The sequence below is a fragment of the Agromyces bauzanensis genome, from assembly GCF_014645655.1.
Lineage (GTDB): Bacteria > Actinomycetota > Actinomycetes > Actinomycetales > Microbacteriaceae > Agromyces > Agromyces bauzanensis.
The window spans coordinates 218,055-238,726 of the sequence record NZ_BMMD01000002.1 but is presented as its reverse complement, the minus strand read 5'-3'; the positions used below and the strand labels follow the sequence as shown (position 1 = coordinate 238,726).

Genomic DNA, 20,672 nt, shown 5'->3' with positions numbered 1-20,672 from the left:
ATACCCATCCTGACGCACACGTCGACCGGTGCGCAGTCGTCATTTCGGGGGACACCTCCGGTCCCCCTCGCGCCGGCCCTCCCGGGACGTCGAGCGACCGTCTCGGGCTCCGGGAGGCACATGGCGCGAATCGGGGGACAGGTCCCCTCGCTCAGCGCACGGAGCGGGCCCAGCTTCCCGGACCAACGGCGATGGGCGAGCGCAGCGCGTGGGCGCTCTGCACCCACGCGTCCCGGGCGGGTTCGGCGACGGATGCCTCGACGGACTGCTCGTCGATCGCCGCGAGGATCACCGCGGTCACTGCGGCGGCCTCCTCGTGCGTGACGTCGCGGGTGACGAACCGGAGATCGGCGGCGCGGGCGTCGGCCCCGGGCTCGGGCCGGGCCCCGTGGTTCTCTGATGCGTGCGTGTCCATGGTCGCCCTACAGGGGGATGTTCCCGTGCTTCTTCGGCGGCAGGCTCGCGCGCTTGGTGCGGAGTGCGCGCAGTGCCTTGGTCACGGCGACGCGGGTGGCTGCCGGCTCGATGACGCCGTCGAGCTCGCCCCGCTCTGCGGCGAGGAACGGCGACGCGACGTTGTAGGTGTACTCGTTGGCGAGCTTGGTGCGCACGGCCGCGACATCCTCGCCGGCCTCCTCGGCGCGCTTGATCTCGGCGCGGTAGAGGATGTTCACCGCGCCCTGGCCACCCATCACCGCGATCTCGGCGGTCGGCCAGGCGAGGTTGATGTCGGCGCCGAGCTGCTTCGAGCCCATCACGATGTAGGCACCCCCGTAGGCCTTCCGCGTGATCACGGTGACGAGCGGCACGGTCGCCTCGGCATACGCGTAGAGGAGCTTCGCGCCACGGCGGATGACGCCCGTCCACTCCTGGTCGGTGCCGGGAAGGTAGCCCGGCACGTCGACGAGCGTGAGGATCGGGATCGAGAACGCGTCGCAGAACCGCACGAACCGCGATGCCTTCTCGCCCGCCGCGATGTTCAGGGTGCCCGCCATCTGGCTGGGCTGGTTCGCGATGATCCCGACGGAGCGGCCCTCGACGCGCGCGAAGCCGATCACGATGTTCGGCGCGAACAGCGGCTGCACCTCGAGGAAGTCACCGTGGTCGACGATGCCCTCGATCACGGTGTGCATGTCGTACGGCTGGTTCGGCGAGTCGGGGATGATCGCGTTGAGCCGGCGGTCGTCGTCGGTGATCTCGAGCTCGACCTCGGCGCCGTAGACCGGGGCATCCGACATGTTGTTGTCGGGAAGGAAGGCCACGAGCGTGCGAGCGTAGTCGAGGGCGTCGGACTCGTCGCTCGCGAGGTAGTGCGCGACGCCCGACACCGTGTTGTGCGTGAGTGCGCCGCCCAGCTCCTCCATGCCGACGTCCTCACCCGTGACGGTCTTGATGACGTCGGGGCCGGTGACGAACATCTGGCTCGTCTTGTCGACCATGATCACGAAGTCGGTGAGGGCGGGGGAGTAGACCGCACCGCCGGCGGCCGGGCCGCACACGATCGAGATCTGCGGGATGACCCCCGAGGCCTGAGTGTTGCGGCGGAAGATCTCTCCGTACTTGCCGAGCGCGACGACGCCCTCCTGGATGCGCGCACCGCCGGAGTCGAGGATGCCGATGATGGGCACGCCCGTCTTCAGGGCGAGCTCCATGACCTTGATGATCTTCTCGCCCGCGACCTCGCCGAGCGAGCCGCCGAAGATCGTGAAATCCTGCGAGTACACCGCGACCTGCCGCCCGTGGATGGTGCCGGTGCCGGTGACCACGGCGTCGCCGTACGGACGCTTGGCGTCCATGCCGAAGGCATGCGTGCGGTGGCGCACGAACTCGTCGAGCTCGACGAACGAGCCCGGGTCGAGGAGCTCGGCGATGCGCTCGCGTGCGGTCATCTTGCCCTTGGCGTGCTGCTTCTCGATGGCCGCCTCGCCGGACGCGGTCACGGCTTCGTGATAACGCTGCTTGAGGTCGGCGAGCTTGCCGGCGGTCGTGGAGAGGTCGGGGCCGTCAGTGGCTTCGGTCACGCCGTTCACTCTACCGGCGAGCGTTGTGCCCACTTCGTTGACGGTTCCTACAAATCCGGTCGCGGACGTGGTGCCTTCCCGTGACGCGCGGAACTGGGAGACTGTCGGCATGGACCTTCCGCTGAGCCGTGCCGTGGTGCCGCGACTCGAGTTCGTCGCGACCACGGGTTCGACCAACGACGACCTGCGCGAGGCGGCCACCGGGCCCGAGGCGTCGGCCTGGCCGCACGGATCCGTCGTCGTCACCGACGACCAGACCCGCGGTCGCGGGCGCATGGGGCGCACCTGGCTCGCCCCGACGGGCAAGACCCTCGCGATCTCGGTGCTCGTGCGACCGGAGCTGCCGGGCGCACGAGCGCTCCCGCCCGAGGCGTACGGATGGATCCCGCTGATGGCCGGGGCCGCCATGACCGAGGCCGTGCGTCGCGCGGTCGACGCCGCGGCATCCGGGAGTGCCGATCTCGATGAGGGCGACGACACCGGCGGCGTCGAGGTCGTGCTGAAGTGGCCGAACGACGTGCTCGTCTCGGGGTTCAAGATCTGCGGCATCCTCTCGGAGCTGCTGCCTCCTTCGACGGGCTCAGGGACCGCGGCCGCCGTCGTCGTGGGCGCCGGCCTCAACCTGACACTCGACGAGCACGACCTGCCGACCCTGACGTCGACCTCGCTCCTGCTCGCCACGGGGGTGCGGCCCGACGCCGACGCGGTGCTCGCGGATTACCTTGCGGGCTTCCTCGGACTCGTGCGCGCGTTCACGGAGCACCGCGGCGACGCCGAGGCGAGCGGAGTCGCGGGTCGCGTGGCATCGCTGTGCGGCACGCTGGGCGACGAGGTGCGCGTCGAGTTGCCGGGCGGCCGAGAGCTCCTCGGCGTGGCCGAGCGCATCGACCGCGACGGACGCCTCGTCGTGCGCGAGCGTAACGGCGTGACTCAGTCTGTCGCCGCCGGAGACGTCACGCACCTGCGGTATTAATGGGCGTATGAGCCCAGCTGTGAGCCAGGGTGGCGCGCGGGCCACGGCACCCGTGGAGCGGGTCGTCGCCCGCCTGCGGCGACATGCCCGCGTGCTCATCCTGCCGGCCGTGCTGCTCGTCGCCGTGGCCGGCGCCACCGCCTACTCGCTCGCCGTGGTCACCGAGTGGTGGCAGCGGCTCGCCGTGGTCGGCATCGCCCTGCTCGTGGTGGTCGCCGGGTGCCTCGTGCCGTTCCTCGCGTGGCTCACGCATCGCACCACCATCACGACGCGTCGCATCATCCTGCGCCGCGGCGTGTTCACGCGCGTCCGCCAGGAGCTGCTGCACGGCCGCGGCTACGACGTGATGGTTCGGCGCACGTGGGCGCAGCGCGCGTTCGGGTCGGGTGACGTGCGCATCGACACGGGCCACGAGCACACGGTCGTGCTGCACGACGTGCCGAACCCGAACCTCGTGCAGGCGGCCCTGCACGAGCTCATGGAGCACGAGCACACCCGGATCAGCGGCCGGCTTGCGGCCGAGCCGTCCGTCACCGACGGGGACACCGTGGTGTGGGGCGGGCGCTGACCGTCCCGGGGGTGCCGCGGCATCCGCTCGGAGCGCGTAACCTTGAAGTTCGGTCTCGTGCGCCCCCAGCGTGAGCCGAGCGATGAAGGGTTCCACGTGGCCGACGAATGCATCCACGGTTTCGATGACGGCCTCTGCGCCATCTGCTTCCCACCCCCGGAGCCCGAGCCGAAGCGGGTGATCGCCCCGCCGCGCACGAGCCGCTCCACCGGGCCGCGGTCGTCACGCCCAGCGCGCCAGACGGCACGCGTCGCGGGAGCGGCGAGCGCGCGAACGCTCCACGAGGCGCCGATCGACCCCAAGACCGTGCGCATCTACCACGTCACGCACGTGGACAACCTGGCGTCGATCCTCGGCGAGGGCGCGCTGCTCGCGGATCGCGCGGGCGCGGCGCCGGCCGTGGACGTCTCGGCGCCCTCGGCGCGTGAGTTCCGCCGCTCGGCTCCCGCGCCGGGCGGTGATGCGGTGGTGGCCGACTACGTGCCGTTCCTGCTCTCGACCGACGCGCACGTGTGGAACGCCGTCCGCACCGGCACGCCCGACCCGAGGCTCGCCGCCGACGCGGTCGAACGCCAGCCCGCCGACCACGTCATCCTCGTGAGCTCGGTGGCCGGCGCCGTCGGTGCGCGCACCGAGGTCGAGGGCACAGTCGTCGTCACCGACGCGGATGCCGCGGCCGGCAGCGTTCGGGCCGCATCCGCGTGGCCCGAGGTGCTCCGCATGCTGCAGCGCCTGCACCGCGAAGACGAGGGGTCGCGACTGCTCTCCGCCGAGGTGCTCGTCCGGGAGTCGCTGCCGCTCGAGCGGGTGCTGCTCATCGCCGTGGGCAACGACCGGGTGCGCGACCGCGTGCGCGCGGCGCTCGACGCGGTGGGCCTCAGGACCCGTGTGGCGGTGTACCCGCCATGGTTCCAGCCGACCCAGGATCCGGCCGCGGAGTAGCGGCCGAGGCATCCGCCGGGCGCTCCGCATTCTCGCCCGGCCCCGGTTCATCGACAGACTCCGGCTCCTCGAAGAGGGAGCGCTGCGCCTCCTCGACGCGGTCGAGGTTCGAGAGCCCGTCGGCGCGGTGGTGGCCGTAGACCCAGTAGCGGTACAGCAGGAACCGGAACGCCGTGCCGAGCGCGAGCCCCACGACGTTCGTGGCGATGTTGTCGGCGAGGAGGCTCGTGTAGCCCAGGAGGTGGTGGCTCACCCAGAGGCAGAGCAGGGCGATCGCCATGCCGCCGAGCGACACCACGACGTACTCCGCGAACTCGCGCACGTAGTTGCGGCGACGATGCCGCCGGAAGGTCCAGAAGCGGTTGCCGAGCCAGTTGAAGACGATCGCGACGCTCGTGGAGATCGTCTTCGCGCCGATCGCCGACTGGGCCCAGTGGTCGTCGCCGAAGACCCCCAGCCGCAGCAGGTTGAACAGCGTCACGTCGATGACGAGGCCGATGAGACCCACGATGCCGAACTTCACGGCGTAGGCGAGGAGCCCGTGCCAGAGTCGGGCGAGCACGCTGCCGGCGGCGGTGGTCACCGGCACATCCTATGCCGCGGGGTCACGCCTAGACTGAACGAGGCGTCCGTCGGGGCGTCACGGCTGAGGCGAACGGAGGGCACGGGTGCGGGTCGGAGTGATCGGCGGCGGGCAGCTCGCACGGATGATGATCCCCGCGGCGATCGAGCTCGGAGTCGACCTCCGGGTGCTCGCGGAGGCCGACGGCATGGCGGCGGCGCTCGCCGCTCGGCAGGTCGGCGATTACACCGACACCGAGACCGTGCTCGCGTTCGCACGCCAGGTCGACGTCGTGACGTTCGACCACGAGCACGTGCCGCAGGACGTGCTGCACGCCATGGTCGATGCGGGCGTGGCGGTGCATCCGGGTCCCGACGCCCTCAAGGTCGCGCAGGACAAGCTGCTCATGCGCCGCCGCCTTTCGGAGCTCGGCCTGCCCGTGCCCGACTGGGCGCGCATCGAGTCGGCCGCCGAGCTCGACGACTTCATCGCCGTGCACGGTGGCGCCGCGGTCGTGAAGACCCCGCGCGGCGGGTACGACGGCAAGGGCGTGCGCATGGTGCGCTCCGCCGCCGAGGTCGGCGAGTGGTTCACGACCATCGCAGAGGACGGCCGCGGCGGGGCGCTGCTCGTCGAGGAGCTCGTCGACTTCCGCCGCGAGCTCGCCCAGGTCGTGGCGCGCCGCCCGTCGGGCGAGGTGGCCGCGTGGCCCGTCGTCGAGACCGTGCAGGTGGGCGGCGTGTGCAGCGAGGTCATCGCGCCGGCTCCGAGGTCGGCCGGTCGGCTCGCGGATGTCGCGGCCGACGTCGCCATCTCGATCGCCGAGGGGCTCGGCGTCACGGGCGTGCTCGCCGTCGAGCTGTTCGAGACGACCGACGACCGCATCCTCGTGAACGAGCTCGCCATGCGGCCGCACAACAGCGGCCACTGGTCGATGGACGGGTCGACGACCAGCCAGTTCGAGCAGCACCTGCGCGCCGTGCTCGACCTGCCGCTCGGCGGCACCGGATGCCACGCCGACTGGGCCGTGATGGTGAACATCCTCGGCGGGCCCGAGGAGGGCACGCTCGTCGAGCGCTACGACGAGGCCCTCGAGGGACATCCGACCGTGAAGCTGCACAACTACGGCAAGGAGCCGCGCCCCGGGCGGAAGGTCGGCCACGTCACCGCGATCGGCGACAACCTCGACGACGTGGTGTACGAGGCGCGCGCGGCCGCGGCGGTGTTCCAGGACTGACGCTCTCGCGGCACGCGCTGCGCGCCGTCCGGGTTCTCACAGCGCCCGGCTCTAAGATCGTCGGGTGATCGCTGCAACCACCCCGCTCGTCGGCGTCGTCATGGGCTCCGATTCCGACTGGAACATCATGCGCGAGGCATCCGAACTCCTCGATGAGTTCGGCGTCGCGCACGAGGTCGAGGTCGTCTCGGCGCACCGGACGCCCGAGAAGATGATCGCGTACGGCAAGGAGGCGTCGGCTCGCGGCCTCAAGGTGATCATCGCCGGCGCAGGCGGAGCGGCGCACCTGCCGGGCATGCTCGCCTCGGTCACGACGCTGCCGGTCGTCGGGGTGCCCGTGCCGCTGTCGCGCCTCGACGGACTCGACTCGCTGCTCTCGATCGTGCAGATGCCCGCGGGCGTGCCGGTCGCCACCGTCTCGATCGGCGGCGCGAAGAACGCCGGGCTCATCGCCGTCAGGATCCTCGCGACGTCGGATGCCGCGCTGAGCTCCGCGCTCGTCGACTACGCCACCGCGCTCGCCGACCTGGTCGAGCAGAAGAACGAACACCTCAAGTCGAACCGATGAGCCTCGCCGCCAGCCCGATCCGCTACCCCGACGTCGCCTCGCGCGCGCTCATGACGCGTCGCGCCTGGTGGCTCGTCGTGCTCAACCTCCTCATCCCGGGCTCCGCGCAGGTGCTCGCGGGCGACCGCAAGCTCGGTCGCTTCGGCCTGGGCGCGACCCTCACGCTCTGGACCCTCGCGGTCGTCGGGCTCGTCGTGTGGATGCTCTGGCCCGCGGTGATCTACACGGTGATCTCGACGACCGTCACGCTGTGGATCGCCGCGGCCGTGCTCGCGTTCTACGCCGTGCTCTGGCTCGTGCTGACCCTCGACACGTTGCGCCTGGTGCGCCTCGTGAAGACCACGCCGACGGCGCGGGCCTGGGTCGCCGCGTTCGCGGTCGTCGTGATGGCGACGGTATCGGGCACCGCGGCCTACGGCGCCTACCTCGCGACCGCCGCGAGCGGGTTCCTCTCGTCGGTGTTCGTCGCGGGCCCGAGCGAACCGCCGATCGACGGCAAGTACAACATCCTGCTGCTGGGCGGCGACGCGGGGCCCGACCGCGAAGGGCTGCGACCCGACAGCATCCGCGTCGTGAGCGTCGACGCGGAGACCGGCCGGGCGGTCACGATCGGCCTGCCGCGCAACATGGTCGACGTGCCCTTCGACGCCGACTCGCCGCTCGCCGCGGTGTACCCCGAGGGCTACGGGTCGATCGACGGGTGCGAGGTCGACGTCTGCCAGCTCAACTCGATCTACACCGAGGTCGAGCTGAAGAGTCCCGAGATGTACCCGAATGCGGTCGCCGAGGGCTCCGAGCCCGGCATCGAGGCCATGCGGGATGCCGCGGAGGGCATCACCGGCCTCCCGATCCAGTACTACGTGCTCATCGACATGGCGGGCTTCCAGCAGCTCATCGACGCGCTCGGCGGCGTGACCGTGAACGTCCCCGAGGACATCCCGATCCACGCCGACGAGACGTTCACGACGGTGGCCGAGTGGATTCCCGCGGGCGAGCAACACCTCGACGGGTATCACGCGCTCTGGTACGCCAGGTCCCGCCATGGCACGAGCGACTACGACCGCATGGCCAGGCAGCTGCAGATCCAGGAGGCCGTGCTGGCGCAGTTCAATCCCGCGAACGTGCTGTCGAAGTTCCAGGAGATCGCCGCGGCCGGTTCGCAGGTCGTGAAGACCGATGTGCCACAGGGCATGCTCGGCTACTTCGTCGACCTCGCGTCGAAGACGAAGGAGCTGCCGATCGTCGACGTGCCGCTCGTGCCCGACAACGGCGTGGACCCTGAGGACCCCGACTACGAGTACATCCGCCAACTCGTGCAGCAGGCGGTGTTCCCGCCCGAGCCGGAGGAGCCGGCCGAGGGGTAGGCGCGCGGGCGCGGCATCCAGTGCGCTTCGGAGCCCGGGGTGCCGGCGCGACTCGGTCAGAGGTCGGCGTGCAGCTGCCAGACCCGTTCGCCCGCGTCGCGCCAGTCGAATGCCCGGCTGCGATCGCTGCCCGCGACCGAGAGGCGGTCGGCGAGCGGGCGATCGCTCACGACCGACGTGATCGCGGCGGCGAGACGGTCGGCGTAGCCGTGGTCGGCCATCCCCACCGGCACCGCGAGGCCGGCACCAGCAGACACCTCGAGGTGGGCCGGGACATCCGAGTGGATGACCGGAACGCCGAGGCTGAACGCCTCGATGAGGGCCGTGCCCGAGCTCTCGTCATGGCTCGGCGCGACGAACGCGAGTGCGCGCGAGACGACGACGGCGAGGTCGGCCGCGTCGAGGTCGTCGAGATGGCTGATGCGCGGGGCGGCCACGCCGATCTCGTCGGCCACCGCGGCGACGTGCTGGTCGCCCCACGTCTCGGGCCCGAGGACCACTACGGGAACCTCCGGCACGCCGCGCCGGGCGAGTGCCGCGAACACGTCGATGAGTCCCGTGCGCGGCTCGAGGGTGCCGGGCACCACGATGTACTCGCGCGGGATCCCGAGACGCGCCATGCGGAGGTCGGCGTCTGGTCCGACGACGAGCCCCGACCGTGGCGCGGTGCCGATCACGCGCAGGCGCTCGCCGAAGTCCGCGATCTGGCCGAGCCGTTCGGCCAGGGCATGGGTCGGCACGACGACCGCGTCGGCATGCTTCACCGCGCGCTTCAGCATGCCCTTCTGCCAGGCGACGGATGCCGCGCTGAGGGCTTCGGGGTGCGTCCACGCGAGCACGTCGTGCACGGTGACGACGACCTGGTTGCGGCCGTCGCGCTTGTGCTTGCGCAGCGGAGCGAACAGGCTCATGCCGTGGATCATGCCGCCGCCCGGGGACGTCGTGATGCCGAACTGCCACGCCGCGGCGAGCTCGCGCCTCGCGAGCGTGGTCTTGTACAGGCCCGAGAGCCCCGGCACCTCGGCCATGACCCGGTCGTAGTCCTCGGGGAGCGACGACGACACGATGGCCTCGACCTCGCAGCCGCGGGGTGCCGCAGCCACGATCGCGCGCCCGAGGTCACGCGCGTAACGGCCGAGCGCGCCCGGCACGGGGGCGACGATCTGGTCGAGGATGACGCGGAGGGTGGTCGTCACTCTGCTTCCTCACGCCGTCGCACGACGGCCTCGATCGATCTCCGGACTACTGGCCCTGTGCCGCGTACTTGGCTTCGGTGGCGTCCTTCTGGGGGGCCCACCATCCCTCGTTGTCGCGGTACCACGCGATCGTATCGGCCAGCCCCGCCTCGAAGTCCGAGAATTCCGGCTGCCAGCCCAGCTCGGTGCGCAGGCGGGTCGAGTCGATGGCGTAGCGGAGATCGTGGCCCGGACGGTCCACCACGTGATCGTAGTCGTCGGCGGACCGGCCGAGGATCGTGAGGATCAGCTCGACGACCTCCTTGTTGTTCTTCTCCCCGTCGGCGCCGATGAGGTAGGTCTCGCCGATCCTACCCTTCTCGAGGATCGTGAGCACCGCCGAGGAGTGATCGTTCGCGTGGATCCAGTCGCGCACGTTCTCGCCCCTGCCGTAGAGCTTGGGCCGCTCACCGCGCAGCACGTTCGTGATCTGGCGCGGGATGAACTTCTCGACGTGCTGGTACGGGCCGTAGTTGTTCGAGCAGTTCGAGATGGTCGCCTTCACGCCGAACGAGCGCACCCACGCCCGGACGAGCAGGTCGCTGCCGGCCTTGGTCGACGAGTACGGGCTCGACGGGTTGTACGGCGTCTGCTCGGTGAACTTCGACGGGTCGTCGAGCTCGAGGTCGCCGTAGACTTCGTCGGTCGAGATGTGGTGGAACCGTATGTCGTGCGTGCGCGCCGCCTCGAGCAGCGTGTAGGTGCCGATGAGGTTGGTGTCGAGGAACGGCCGCGGGTTCGCGAGCGAGTTGTCGTTGTGGCTCTCGGCGGCGTAGTGCACGACGGTGTCGTGCTCGGCGAAGAGCTCGTCGACGAGGGGGGCATCGGCGACGTCGCCCCTGACGAAGCGGAATCGGTCGGCCGGCAGGCCCTCGAGTGAGGCGAGGTTGCCGGCGTACGTGAGCTTGTCGAGCACGGTGACCGTGTTGTCGGTGTTCGCGAGCACGTAGTGGACGAAGTTCGAGCCGATGAAGCCGGCGCCGCCGGTCACGAGGAGTCTTGACACGCGCTTCATCCTACCGACGCTCGGCTCGACGAACGCTGACCCGTTTGGATCTGCGCCAACGGTCTGCGCGTTCGCCGTCCGGCGCAGCTTCCCCGGCGGAAGAGCAGTCGTCGTCAAGATCTGGCGCGGTCCGCGATCGCATCCTCCACCGCGGTGACGGACCGGTCGGCGATGAAGCGCTGCCCGTTGGCGTTCAGGTGAAGTCCAGCGCCGCGGTTCAGTTGACAGACACGGGTACGACGCGCGATGCGATCGCGGCACGGAGCGCGACCCGCCAGTCGCGCATCTCGGGGAGCCCGACGGCTGCCCAGCGATCGTGGCCCAGCACCGAGTAGGCCGGGCGGGGCGCCGGCCGAACGAACGTGCTGCTGTCCGTCGGGAGCACGCGCTCGGGGTCGAGGCCGATCTCGGCGAAGATCGCCTTCGCGAATTCGAACCACGAGCACTGACCCGAGTTCGTGCCGTGATAGACGCCCGCCGGGGTATCCGATTCGAGGAGAAGCCGGATCTGGTCAGCGAGGTCGGCAGTCCACGTCGGCTGCCCGAGCTGGTCGGTCACGACGCTCACGGTCTCGTGCGAACCGGCGAGGCGCACCATCGTTGCGGCGAAGTTGGGGCCGTGCGCGCCATACAACCACGCTGTTCGAACAACGTACGTGCCCCCCGGATGCTCAGTCAGTGCGAATACCTCGCCCGCCGCCTTGGTGCGACCGTAGGCGGAGATCGGATCCCGTGGTGCGTCCTCGGCATAGGGGGTGGTCGCGGCGCCGTCGAACACGTAGTCCGTCGAGACCTGTACGAGCTTCGCACCCGCCTCGCGGGCCGCGATCGCGAGATTCTTCGCGCCGAGCGCGTTCACGGCATACGCGGCCGCCTCGTTCGACTCGGCGTCGTCGACCTTCGTGTAGGCGGCGGCGTTGATGACGACGTCGTGGCCGGCGACCGCGGTGCGCACCGCCTCGAGGTCGGTGACGTCGAGGTCGGCGCGTCCGAGCGCAGTGGCGTCCTGCCCCACGAACGCGGCTTGGAGATCAGTTCCCAGCATGCCGGAAGCCCCGGCGATGACGATTCGCATGCGACGATCCTACGAGGCGACCCGCAATTCGGGTCGCGCGTCCCCGACATCGGATCGGACCCGCGATGCGCCCGGTAGGCGCGCGCCGTCGCGGCGACCGGCACTCCGGGCAAAGGCCGGAGCAGGACGCGGGTGTCGGACGACAGCTTCCCGCGTATCTCCCGATCCCACGCCTCCGGGAGCGGATCGGTCCCGTCCAGCACGACCACGATGTTGCCGGACGAGACCGCGGAACCGGCGTTCGCGGTCACCGCGATGCCGAGGTCTCCCGCGTACCGGTCGAGGCGTATCCTCCGATCGTCGAGGAAAGCCGCCGCCAGGATGGCGGTCTCGTCACGAGGCGACGCGTTGTCTCCGATCACGACTTCAACGTCGCCAGTGCTTGCGCGCAGGAGACCCGCGACCAGTTCGAGCGTGTCCGCGCCACCGCCGGTGCGTGCGCACGAGAACGGACGTGGGCGCCGGAACCGCCCTAACGGGTGAGAAACCGCCGCAGTCCGGGCGGTATCGGACAGCGGATTCGAAGTAGTCCGTGCACGGTGCCACCACAATCGCGATCACGTGGCGGAGCCGGAGCGGCCCGCTCACGATCGCGTCGAACGACGGGCCGATTTTGGCGCTTGTTCAAGGCCAGCGTCCAACGGCGCCGCTTGCCGAAGTTGCGGATAGGGAGGTGTTGTCGCGCGTGACGTAGTACTGGCGGAAGGGCGAGTGGTACTGGTGCTCCTCCTCGCCGTCCGCGATTCCACAGGGAATGCAGAAGGGCCGCAACGGCACCATCTCGCCGAGTTCGTGCGTGATGTCGGTACTTCCCGCGACCGCGATTCGGAACCCGTGGTCGCGGACTCTGAGGCAAGCCTCGGTGTCGCCGCAGTCGATCACGAGCCGCTCATCGAAGCCCCCGCGCGTTCGACGCTTCGCGCGAGATCACGGAGCCCGATGGGATCGCCTCGGGGACGAGGCCCAGCCCCTCGGGCGAAGACCAGGTGGGGATCGACGGCTGCCCGTTCATCTTGTCGGCGCAGACGATCCCAGGATGGGTGACATGGTTGGCCAGCGAACGTCGCCAAGCATGGGGCACGTAGCCGGGAGGCAACTCGGTGTCCGGTGTTCACCACGAAGTCGGCGCCATTGTCGAGTGCGGCCCGGACGCCGACGTTTGAGGGCCCGCGCGATGCCCGAATTGCAGTCGGGCCCCCGGTGACGTCGTGACCTTCGAACGCAGGTCTAGAGCGTTTCCGAGCGTGCCGGATGCCCCGGTGATGAGGATTCGCTTGCGATCGATCCTGCGCGCGCCAGGGGACGGCGGCCGCCCGGGTCGCACGCCGGTGACCGCCGCGCTGGTGCCGGGGTCGGTGCTCGATTAAAGTGAGGCAACCGAGAGAGGACGAGGATGTCGAGTTCGATCGTCGCGCGTAAGGCTGACCGCGCGACTGCCTGGAGCGGTGCGGCCTCCCATCTGCGACCGACGTATGTGCCGGAGTCGGCATGGCACGAGCACGCGCCGTTCGTGAGCTGGCTGGTGTCGGTGCTGCGTCCTGCGACCTTCGTGGAGCTCGGGACGCACAACGGCTACTCCTATTTCTCGGTCTGCGAGACGCTGGCCCGCCTCGGGATCGAATGCTCAGCGCATGCCGTGGACACGTGGGAGGGCGACGATCAGGCGGGCTTCTACGGCGAGGGCGTCTACCCGGCCGTGGTCTCGATCAACGAGGCGGAGTTTGCCGGCTTCTCCACGCTGCACCGCGCGACCTTCGACGAGGCGCTCGCTGACATCGAGGACGGCACCGTCGACCTGCTCCACATCGACGGGCGCCACGGCTATGAGGACGTATCACACGACTATCGCAGCTGGGTGCCGAAGCTCTCGGGGCGCGCCGTGGTCATCTTCCACGACGTCGCCGAGCGTCGGGAGGGCTTCGGAGTCTGGCGGTTCTGGGACGAGATCTCATCGACCGTGCCGTCCTTCCGCTTCGACCACAACCACGGCCTCGGGGTGCTCGGCGTCTGGCCCGACCTCGACCCCGCAATCGCCGAGTTCTTCGCAGCGGGCGCGGTGTCGGGTGAGGATATTCGCGCGTTCTACGCCGAACTGGGATCGAAGATCACCGCCGAGTACGCCGCCGGGCTCGCTGCCGCGGCAGAGCTCCACGAGGCCCGCGCCCGCGCCATCGCGGCGGAGGAGCTCGCGGCCGCGCGCGAGGCGGAGCTCATCGGTGTCGGGAACCAACTGGACGCGATCCACGCGAGTTCGAGTTGGCGGATCACCGCGCCGCTCCGGACCGTCGGCGGTTGGTTCCGCCGCGGGCGCTGACTGGCGACCGGTAGAATCCCCTTCGTGCTCATCCGCGAACTGAAGATTCCCGACAGCTACGAGGTGACGCCGAAGCAGTTCGGCGACGACCGAGGGCTCTTCCTCGAGTGGTACCGTTTCGACGCGCTCGAGGAGGCGGTCGGGCATTCACTGTCGCTCGCGCAGGCGAACACGTCGGTCTCCAAGCGCGGCGTGGTCCGCGGCATCCACTTCGCCGACATCCCGCCGAGCCAGGCCAAGTACGTCACTGCGACGCGCGGCGCCGTCCTCGACTTCGTGATCGACATCCGCGTGGGCTCGCCGACCTTCGGCCAGTGGGATTCGGTGCTTCTCGACGAGGTCGACCGTCGCGCGATCTACATCGCCGAGGGGCTCGGCCACTGCTTCGTCGCGCTCAGTGACGACGCGACCGTCAGCTACCTCGTCACCGCTCCCTTCAACGCACCCCGCGAGCACGGCATCGACCCGCTCGACCCCGAGGTCGGCCTCGAATTCCCCAAGGAGGCTGGCGAACTCCTGCTCTCGCCGAAGGACACGGAGGCGCCGAGCCTCGCGGAGGCAGCGGCAACCCGGCTGCTGCCCACCTGGGATGCTGCTCGGGCCTTCTACGACACGCTGAACAACAAGGGGAACTGACCGATGCGCGGCATTATTCTTGCCGGCGGCTCCGGCACGCGGCTCTGGCCGATCACCAAGGGCATCTCCAAGCAGCTCATGCCCATCTACGACAAGCCGATGATCTACTACCCCCTGTCGACGCTCATGATGGCCGGGATCAGCGAGATCCTCATCATCACGACGCCCGAGTACAACGACCAGTTCCGCGCACTGCTCGGCGACGGGTCGCAGCTGGGCATCCGGCTCGAGTACGCGGTGCAGCCGTCGCCCGACGGGCTCGCGCAAGCGTTCATCATCGGCGAGGAGTTCATCGGCATCGAATCTGTCGCACTGGTGCTCGGCGACAACATCTTCCATGGAACGGGACTCGGCTCGTCGCTGCGGCAGCACCAGCAGATCGACGGTGCGGTCATCTTCGCCTACCAGGTGAGCGACCCGTCAGCCTACGGCGTCGTTGAGTTCGATGAGAACTTCACGGCGGTTTCGATCGAGGAGAAGCCCGCGAAGCCGAAGAGCGACTATGCCGTCCCCGGGCTGTACTTCTACGACAACGACGTCGTGCAGATCGCGAAGACCATCGAGCCGAGCGCCCGCGGCGAGCTTGAGATCTCGACGGTCAACGAGCGTTACCTCGAGCGTGGCGACCTGCGCGTGCAGGTGCTCGACCGAGGCACCGCGTGGCTCGACACCGGCACGTTCGAGTCAATGATGCAGGCGTCGGAGTACGTGCGCGTCATCGAGGACCGGCAAGGGTTCAAGATCGGATGCATCGAGGAGATCGCATGGCGCGCGGGCTGGATCGACTCCGCCAGCCTCGCGGCGCTCGCCGAGCCGCTGAAGAAGAGCGGCTACGGCCGATACCTCGCCCGCCTGGTCGAGACCGCCTCCTGAAGCGGGCTGAGCCGAGCCGAGCTCGGCCGTGGGGAATCAGGCGTGCGCCTCGCCGCCCAGTCGTTCGACGTCGTGTGCCACCATTGCGCCGACGACGGATTCGAGGTCTATCGTCGGCGACCAGCCGAGGGCGTCGTGCGCCCGGCTCGCGTCGCCGAGCTGAATCGCTGCGTCGGTCGGGCGGATGAACGCCGGGTCCTGCTCGACGAGGCTGCGCCAGTCGGTGATCCCGACGGCCGCGAACGACATTGCGACGAAGTCCGCGACGGAGTGCGCAACGCCGGTGGCGATCACATAGTCGTCGGGCCGTGCGGCGGCCAGTGCAAGCGCCCGCGCGTAGTCGGGCGCCCAGCCCCAGTCCCGCACCGCGTCGAGGTTGCCCAGGCGGAGCTTCGTCTCCAGGCCGAGGTGGATGCGCGCCACGCCGGCGGTGATCTTCCGGGTGACGAACGTCTCGGGGCGACGCGGCGACTCGTGATTGAAGAGGATGCAACTGGACGCGTTCAGTCCCACGGCCCGGTACGCACCCACGAGGTGGTGCCCGTATGCCTTTGCAGCGCCGTAGGGATTCACCGGACGGACCGGCGTCGACTCGCGCTGCGGCACCTCATCGGAATGACCGAAGATCTCGGCACTCGACGCCTGCACGAACGCGACCGGATGCCCGGTACGGTCGCGGAGTCGCCGGCATGCGTCGAGCAGTACGGCCACCGGGCGCGCGGTGACGGCCTCCGTCTCGATCGGCTGGCCCCAGGAAGCGGCGACGGACGTCAGCCCGCCGAGGTTGAATATGGCGTCGGGCGCGACGTCGTCGACGAGTTCGGCGAGCCGGGCGGCATCCGCCAGGTCGCCTTCGTGCAGCACTGCCTCGGGAGCCGTCCCCTCAAGGGCGTCGCGGCGTGCGTCGGCCTTGCGCACGAGACCGTGCACGGCCCAGCCGTCGGCGAGGAGCTGCTCGGCGAGGTAGCTGCCGGTCTGCCCTGAGATCCCCGTGATGAGGGCCGTGCGCATCCGGACTAGACCTCGCCGCGAGCCACGCGTTCGACGTCGGCGTCGACCATCATCTTGACGAGCTCGGGGAAGGAGACCGCCGGCTTCCAGCCGAGTTGCTCGTGCGCCTTCGTGGCGTCGCCGATGAGGACGTCGACCTCGGCGGGGCGGAAGAACGCAGGGTCCTGGCTGACGTAGTGCTCCCAATCCTCGATCCCGACGCGCCGGAATGCCAGGTCGACGAACTCGCGCACCGAGTGCGTCTCGGCGGTCGAGACCACGTAGTCGTCGGCCTCATCCTGCTGCAGCATCCGCCACATGGCGTCGACGTAGTCGCCCGCGAAGCCCCAGTCGCGGCGCGCATCGAGGTTGCCGAGCACGAGCTTGTCCTGCTTCCCCGCGGCGATCCGGGCCACTGCGAGGCTGATCTTGCGGGTTACGAACTCAGGTCCGCGCATCGGCGACTCGTGATTGAACAGGATGCCGCTCGAGGCGTGCATGCCGTAGGACTCGCGGTAGTTGATCGTCATGTAGTGGCCGAACGTCTTCGCGACGCCGTAGGGCGAACGCGGCCAGAGCAGCGTCGACTCGCTCTGCGGGATCTCCTGCACCTTGCCGAACATCTCGGAGCTCGAGGCTTGGTAGAAGCGGACCTTGGCAGCGTCCTCCCCGGCGTAGAGGCGGATCGCCTCGAGCATGTTGAGCACGCCCTTTGCAGTCACGTCGGTCGTGAGGTGGGCGTTCTCCCACGAGTACGCCACGAACGAGATCGCGCCGAGGTTGTAGACCTCGTCGGGCTTCGAGGCGTTCAGCGCCCGGAGCAGGCTCGAGAGGTCGAGCAGGTCGCCCGTCAGGATCTTCACCTCGGGCAGCTCGGCGTGCAGGAAGTCGATCTTCGGGTTGTTCTGCCCCCGTACGAGGCCGAAGACCTCGTAGCCCTTCGAGAGAAGGAGCTTGCTCAGGTAGTAGCCGTCCTGGCCGGTGATTCCCGTGATGAGGGCGCGGGGCATGTTCTTCCGTTCGTTCGCGCAGCGAAAGCCGCTTCGAGGTGCGAGGTACACTCAGAGGATACCCGGGGTCAAACCGGGTATCGCCCAGCCCGAGGCCATCCCGCGCGGGCCCCGACCCAGGTCCACCATGAGAGGAACACGCGTGCGCCCTGTCGGACTCTCCACGTCTGACGCTCCCGCGAACCCGACCGTGGAACGCTCGACGGCGATGCGCCTGCGATCGTGGTTGCAGATCATCGTGGGCCTGCTCACGATCGTGCTGCTCTCGTGGAGCGTCGTCGTCAACTGGGAGACATTCTCGGCAGCCGTGCTGCAGATGAACCCGTGGCTGGTGTTCGCAGCCGCGTCGAGCGTCCTCGCCGGCCTGTACGTCAACATGCTCTCGTGGCGGAGCGTCGTCGGCGCTTTCGGCATCCGGCTCGGATACCGAGATTCGGCCCGCGTGTTCTTCGTGTCGCAGCTCGCGAAGTACATCCCCGGTGGCATCTGGCCCATCGTCCTGAGCGCCCGCACCGGTCGTGCCGCCGGACTGGCGGCGCGCGTGAGCGTGACATCTATGACGATCGCCCTCCTCATCGGCGTGACGGTCGGCGCCGTGTACTCGACGGGAGCGCTGTTCCTCGTTCCCGCTGTACGAGAACAGTACTGGTGGGCGCCGGTCGTCCTCCTCGCGATCGGCGTGGTCATCCTCATGCCGCCGATCCTCGATCGCCTCATCGGCTTGGCACTGAGGCTGATGCGCCGGGAAGCGGTGCCGGCGCTCCGATACCGTCCGTTCGCGGCGGCCATCGCATGGTCCGTCCTCAGCTGGGCGCTGCTCGGCACGGGACTGGCGCTCCTCGTCGCCGCCTCGCAGGCTATCTCGCCATTCGAGTTCGTCCTCTCCGTCGCCAGCTACGCCATCGCATGGGTCTCCGGTTTCGCGGCTGTCATCGCCCCCGCGGGGGCAGGTGTGCGCGAGGTGGTGCTCGGCCTCACCCTCGGGTCCTTCCTTCCCGCCGCCTCCGTGCTCAGCATCGTGGTGGTCGATCGAATCCTGATGACGATCGGCGACGTCGCCATGCTGGTGTTCACCATCAGTCCGCGCACACGGACGCGCTCGGTTCCGGATGCCGCACCGGCGCCGCTCTTCGTCACGCGCAAGTTCCCGCCCTCGATCGGGGGCATGGAGACCCTGGCGGTCAGCACGCACAGAGCGCTTCAGGCGGGCGACACGCGGACCGAGCTCATCGCCTTGGGCCGGAACAACCGGAACCTTGTCTGGTGGCTGCCCGTGGCGTCGATGCGGCTCTTCTGGCGGTGCCTTCTCAGCAGGGATCGGGTGATCCTGTTCGGAGACGCCCTCACCTGGGCGGCAATGGGCTGGATTCCGCGATCGCTCCGAGTCGCGGCAGTGCCCATGGTGATGGGACTGGACGTGACCTACGACCATCCGCTCTACCGGATGGTGGTCCGCCCGGCTCTTCGACGCGCATCGAGGATCATCGCGATCAGCGAGTCGACCCGCGGAGCGGCCCTCGCGATCGGCGCCCGACCCGACCGCGTGCATGTCGTCGTCCTCGGCCTTCCCCCGGCGGCCGACCCGCCGTACTCGCGGGAGGTGGCGCGGAAGCGCCTCGAAGTTCGATACGGACTACGACCGTCCGACATCCTGCTCGTGACCACCGGTCGTCTGGTGAGGCGCAAGGGAGTCCGCTGGTTCGTCGAAATGGTGCTGCCGGCGCTCGACGACCGCTTCGTCTACCTCATCGTCGGTGACGGGGAGGACCGCGGTGCGATCGCTGCGGCGGCGGAGGCGACGGGCGTGTCTGGCCGAGTGCACCTGCTCGGCCTTGTCGACGACGACGAGCGCACGGAAGTCCTCCACGGTGCCGATCTCTACGTGCAGCCCAACATCGCCGTTCCCGGCGACGTCGAGGGCTTCGGGCTGGTCGTCACGGAGTCGAGCCAAGCCGGTTTGTTCACGATCGCCGCCGACCGCGAGGGCCTCGTCGACGCCGTACGCGACGGTGTCACCGGGATCCGCGTCCCGAGCGAGGACGCGGCCGCGTGGGTGCGCTGCATCATGGCGGTCAGCCTCGGCCCGGATCGCGCGGAGCAGGCTCGCTCGTTCCAGCGCGCGGCGCGAGAGATCTACTCAGTCGACGCCATGGCGTCAGAGTTGCGCGAGAACCTCGACGAGGTGGTGGCGGATTTGCGACCGTCGCGGGACGAGGCTCAGCGCACGGCGGCGCGACCCTCGCGGTAACGCTGCCGCTTCAGCAATTCGAGCTGGTCTTCCGTCAACGATCTGTTGATGCGCGTGAGGTCGGCGACGACGCCGATCGCGAACGCGAGCAGGGCGCCCGTGATGAGCAGCACGCCGAGCAGCAGCGACTGGAGGTGGTCACCGGCGACGCCGCCAAGTTCGAGCGCGAGATAGCGCACAAACGGGATGATGCCGCCGATGAGGAAGAGTGTGCCCAGCCCCGCGAAGATCACGTAGGGGCGGTACATGAGATAGGCCCGTACGATCGCGCTGCCCGACTGGAACATGTGCTGCCACATGTTCTTGAACAGTCGAGACTCCCGGGTCTTCGGGTTGGTCTCGACGGGAATACTCGTGATGGCGAGTCGCTTGTAACCCGCTTGGATGATCGTCTCCATGCAGTAGCTGAAGCGCGTGACGACGTTCAAGCGGATCAGTGACTCGCGGGAATAAGCGCGGAACCCGCTTGCGGCGTCGGGAAGGTTCGTGCTTGCAGCCTTGTTGACCACCCAGCTGCCGAAACGCTGCATCAGCTTCTTGAAAGGCGAGAAGTGGGCGACCTGCTGTGTCTGGCGATCCGCGACCACGACATCGGCATCACCCGCCAGGATCGGCTGGACGAGATCGCCGATCCGCGCCTGTGGGTACTGGTTGTCCCCATCGGTGTTCACCACGATGTCGGCCCCGTGGAGCAGTGCGTAGTCTGCGCCGTCGGAGAACGAGCGTGCCAGTCCCATGTTGCGAGTGTGCCGAACGAAATGCCGGACCCCGTGTGCGCGCGCGATCTCGACAGTGCGATCGGTCGAACCGTCGTCGATAACGAGGATCTCGATCTCGTCGATCCCGTCGATCTGGGTCGGGATGGACTCGAGGACGAGAGGAAGGGTCTCCTCTTCGTTGAGGCAGGGGATCTGAACGAACAGCTTCATGCGGACCTTCGTAAGAGGACGGGGGGAGATCTGCAAGGATACCCGGTGGCACCGGTGCGAGGATTCTCACGCGAGTCCGGCATAATCGAATGTCCGGGAGAGAATGGAGCAGTCGACGTGA

20 protein-coding genes and 1 pseudogene are annotated in these 20,672 nt (G+C 69.1%); 10 read left to right on the top strand and 11 right to left on the bottom strand.

The genetic code is table 11. The annotated features are described in order from the left end of the window. Positions 1 to 151 precede the first annotated feature (151 nt). Positions 152 to 415 carry an acyl-CoA carboxylase epsilon subunit gene (locus IEX31_RS03360; protein WP_188742019.1) on the bottom strand — a complete coding sequence of 88 codons (264 nt, stop codon included), beginning with the start codon at positions 413 to 415 and terminating at the stop codon, positions 152 to 154. Positions 416 to 422: 7 nt separating this feature from the next. Continuing rightward, the gene (locus IEX31_RS03355; protein ID WP_188742018.1) at positions 423 to 2,021 is read right to left on the bottom strand and encodes an acyl-CoA carboxylase subunit beta; all 1,599 of its coding nucleotides are present in this window, start codon (positions 2,019 to 2,021) and stop codon (positions 423 to 425) included. A gap of 109 nt (positions 2,022 to 2,130) precedes the next feature. Between IEX31_RS03355 and IEX31_RS03350 the strand changes: the two genes are divergently transcribed. From IEX31_RS03350 to IEX31_RS03340, 3 genes are all read left to right on the top strand, one after another. Beyond that, the gene (locus IEX31_RS03350) at positions 2,131 to 2,994 is read left to right on the top strand and encodes a biotin--[acetyl-CoA-carboxylase] ligase (RefSeq protein WP_188742017.1); all 864 of its coding nucleotides are present in this window, start codon (positions 2,131 to 2,133) and stop codon (positions 2,992 to 2,994) included. Positions 2,995 to 3,013: 19 nt separating this feature from the next. Continuing rightward, positions 3,014 to 3,562 (top strand): PH domain-containing protein, encoded by a 549-nt coding sequence (locus IEX31_RS03345; RefSeq protein WP_229662075.1) that lies wholly within the window; start codon positions 3,014 to 3,016, stop codon positions 3,560 to 3,562. Between the two features lie 96 nt (positions 3,563 to 3,658). After that, positions 3,659 to 4,504 (top strand): DarT ssDNA thymidine ADP-ribosyltransferase family protein, encoded by an 846-nt coding sequence (locus IEX31_RS03340; protein WP_188742015.1) that lies wholly within the window; start codon positions 3,659 to 3,661, stop codon positions 4,502 to 4,504. On the opposite strand, the gene IEX31_RS03335 is transcribed toward IEX31_RS03340, so the two are convergent. Next, positions 4,440 to 5,087, bottom strand: coding sequence for a GtrA family protein (locus tag IEX31_RS03335; RefSeq protein ID WP_229662074.1), 648 nt, complete (start codon positions 5,085 to 5,087; stop codon positions 4,440 to 4,442). The genes IEX31_RS03340 and IEX31_RS03335 overlap by 65 nt on opposite strands. 85 nt (positions 5,088 to 5,172) lie before the next feature. On the opposite strand from IEX31_RS03335, the gene IEX31_RS03330 reads away from it, so the two are divergent. From IEX31_RS03330 to IEX31_RS03320, 3 genes are all read left to right on the top strand, one after another. Then, entirely contained in the window at positions 5,173 to 6,303 is a 1,131-nt protein-coding gene (locus IEX31_RS03330; RefSeq protein WP_268236943.1) for a 5-(carboxyamino)imidazole ribonucleotide synthase, read from the top strand. 100 nt (positions 6,304 to 6,403) lie between these two features. After that, positions 6,404 to 6,871 carry a 5-(carboxyamino)imidazole ribonucleotide mutase gene (gene purE, locus IEX31_RS03325; RefSeq protein WP_188742120.1) on the top strand — a complete coding sequence of 156 codons (468 nt, stop codon included), beginning with the start codon at positions 6,404 to 6,406 and terminating at the stop codon, positions 6,869 to 6,871. Then, on the top strand, positions 6,868 to 8,235 hold the full coding sequence (locus tag IEX31_RS03320) for an LCP family protein (protein WP_188742014.1): 1,368 nt from the start codon (positions 6,868 to 6,870) through the stop codon (positions 8,233 to 8,235). Before purE ends, IEX31_RS03320 begins: the two co-directional genes overlap by 4 nt. 56 nt (positions 8,236 to 8,291) lie before the next feature. Here the strand turns inward: IEX31_RS03320 and IEX31_RS03315 are convergent, their stop codons facing one another. From IEX31_RS03315 to IEX31_RS03300, 5 genes and pseudogenes are all read right to left on the bottom strand, one after another. After that, the gene (locus IEX31_RS03315) at positions 8,292 to 9,431 is read right to left on the bottom strand and encodes a glycosyltransferase (RefSeq protein ID WP_188742013.1); all 1,140 of its coding nucleotides are present in this window, start codon (positions 9,429 to 9,431) and stop codon (positions 8,292 to 8,294) included. A gap of 46 nt (positions 9,432 to 9,477) precedes the next feature. Further along, the gene (rfbB, locus tag IEX31_RS03310; RefSeq protein WP_188742012.1) at positions 9,478 to 10,476 is read right to left on the bottom strand and encodes a dTDP-glucose 4,6-dehydratase; all 999 of its coding nucleotides are present in this window, start codon (positions 10,474 to 10,476) and stop codon (positions 9,478 to 9,480) included. A 217-nt stretch (positions 10,477 to 10,693) separates the two neighbouring features. Next, positions 10,694 to 11,551 (bottom strand): dTDP-4-dehydrorhamnose reductase, encoded by an 858-nt coding sequence (rfbD, locus tag IEX31_RS03305; RefSeq protein ID WP_188742011.1) that lies wholly within the window; start codon positions 11,549 to 11,551, stop codon positions 10,694 to 10,696. A 188-nt stretch (positions 11,552 to 11,739) separates the two neighbouring features. Continuing rightward, a pseudogene (locus IEX31_RS19500) lies at positions 11,740 to 12,102 on the bottom strand (glycosyltransferase family 2 protein); the annotation flags it as partial. Between the two features lie 73 nt (positions 12,103 to 12,175). Next, a complete protein-coding gene (locus tag IEX31_RS03300; RefSeq protein ID WP_188742010.1) occupies positions 12,176 to 12,433 on the bottom strand; it encodes a glycosyltransferase family protein in 258 nt (85 codons plus the stop codon). A 628-nt stretch (positions 12,434 to 13,061) separates the two neighbouring features. Between IEX31_RS03300 and IEX31_RS03295 the strand changes: the two genes are divergently transcribed. Genes IEX31_RS03295 through rfbA form a run of 3 tightly spaced genes read left to right on the top strand, consistent with a single transcriptional unit; the run spans position 13,062 to position 15,374 of the window. Further along, positions 13,062 to 13,865 (top strand): class I SAM-dependent methyltransferase, encoded by an 804-nt coding sequence (locus tag IEX31_RS03295; protein ID WP_188742009.1) that lies wholly within the window; start codon positions 13,062 to 13,064, stop codon positions 13,863 to 13,865. 24 nt (positions 13,866 to 13,889) lie between these two features. Beyond that, on the top strand, positions 13,890 to 14,501 hold the full coding sequence (locus tag IEX31_RS03290; protein WP_188742008.1) for a dTDP-4-dehydrorhamnose 3,5-epimerase family protein: 612 nt from the start codon (positions 13,890 to 13,892) through the stop codon (positions 14,499 to 14,501). 3 nt (positions 14,502 to 14,504) lie between these two features. Beyond that, entirely contained in the window at positions 14,505 to 15,374 is an 870-nt protein-coding gene (gene rfbA / locus IEX31_RS03285) for a glucose-1-phosphate thymidylyltransferase RfbA (RefSeq protein ID WP_188742007.1), read from the top strand. A gap of 36 nt (positions 15,375 to 15,410) precedes the next feature. Here the strand turns inward: rfbA and IEX31_RS03280 are convergent, their stop codons facing one another. After that, positions 15,411 to 16,385, bottom strand: a complete 975-nt coding sequence (locus tag IEX31_RS03280) for a GDP-mannose 4,6-dehydratase (protein ID WP_188742006.1) — start codon at positions 16,383 to 16,385, stop codon at positions 15,411 to 15,413. Positions 16,386 to 16,390: 5 nt separating this feature from the next. Further along, on the bottom strand, positions 16,391 to 17,374 hold the full coding sequence (locus IEX31_RS03275) for a GDP-mannose 4,6-dehydratase (protein ID WP_188742005.1): 984 nt from the start codon (positions 17,372 to 17,374) through the stop codon (positions 16,391 to 16,393). 190 nt (positions 17,375 to 17,564) lie between these two features. Between IEX31_RS03275 and IEX31_RS03270 the strand changes: the two genes are divergently transcribed. Next, a complete protein-coding gene (locus IEX31_RS03270; protein WP_188742004.1) occupies positions 17,565 to 19,622 on the top strand; it encodes a glycosyltransferase in 2,058 nt (685 codons plus the stop codon). Here IEX31_RS03270 and IEX31_RS03265 read toward each other — a convergent pair. Beyond that, positions 19,592 to 20,551 carry a glycosyltransferase family 2 protein gene (locus IEX31_RS03265; RefSeq protein ID WP_188742119.1) on the bottom strand — a complete coding sequence of 320 codons (960 nt, stop codon included), beginning with the start codon at positions 20,549 to 20,551 and terminating at the stop codon, positions 19,592 to 19,594. The genes IEX31_RS03270 and IEX31_RS03265 overlap by 31 nt on opposite strands. Positions 20,552 to 20,672 lie beyond the last annotated feature (121 nt).

Excerpts from the sequence above, each read along its gene's own strand:
- IEX31_RS03360 (WP_188742019.1), bottom strand. The coding sequence starts at position 415 with ATGGACACGCACGCATCAGAGAACCACGGGGCCCGGCCCGAGCCCGGG.
- IEX31_RS03350 (WP_188742017.1), top strand. The coding sequence starts at position 2,131 with ATGGACCTTCCGCTGAGCCGTGCCGTGGTGCCGCGACTCGAGTTCGTC.
- purE (WP_188742120.1), top strand. The coding sequence starts at position 6,404 with ATGGGCTCCGATTCCGACTGGAACATCATGCGCGAGGCATCCGAACTC.
- IEX31_RS03320 (WP_188742014.1), top strand. The coding sequence starts at position 6,868 with ATGAGCCTCGCCGCCAGCCCGATCCGCTACCCCGACGTCGCCTCGCGC.
- rfbD (WP_188742011.1), bottom strand. The coding sequence starts at position 11,551 with ATGCGAATCGTCATCGCCGGGGCTTCCGGCATGCTGGGAACTGATCTC.
- rfbA (WP_188742007.1), top strand. The coding sequence starts at position 14,505 with ATGCGCGGCATTATTCTTGCCGGCGGCTCCGGCACGCGGCTCTGGCCG.
- IEX31_RS03280 (WP_188742006.1), bottom strand. The coding sequence starts at position 16,385 with ATGCGCACGGCCCTCATCACGGGGATCTCAGGGCAGACCGGCAGCTAC.
- IEX31_RS03275 (WP_188742005.1), bottom strand. The coding sequence starts at position 17,374 with ATGCCCCGCGCCCTCATCACGGGAATCACCGGCCAGGACGGCTACTAC.
- IEX31_RS03265 (WP_188742119.1), bottom strand. The coding sequence starts at position 20,551 with ATGAAGCTGTTCGTTCAGATCCCCTGCCTCAACGAAGAGGAGACCCTT.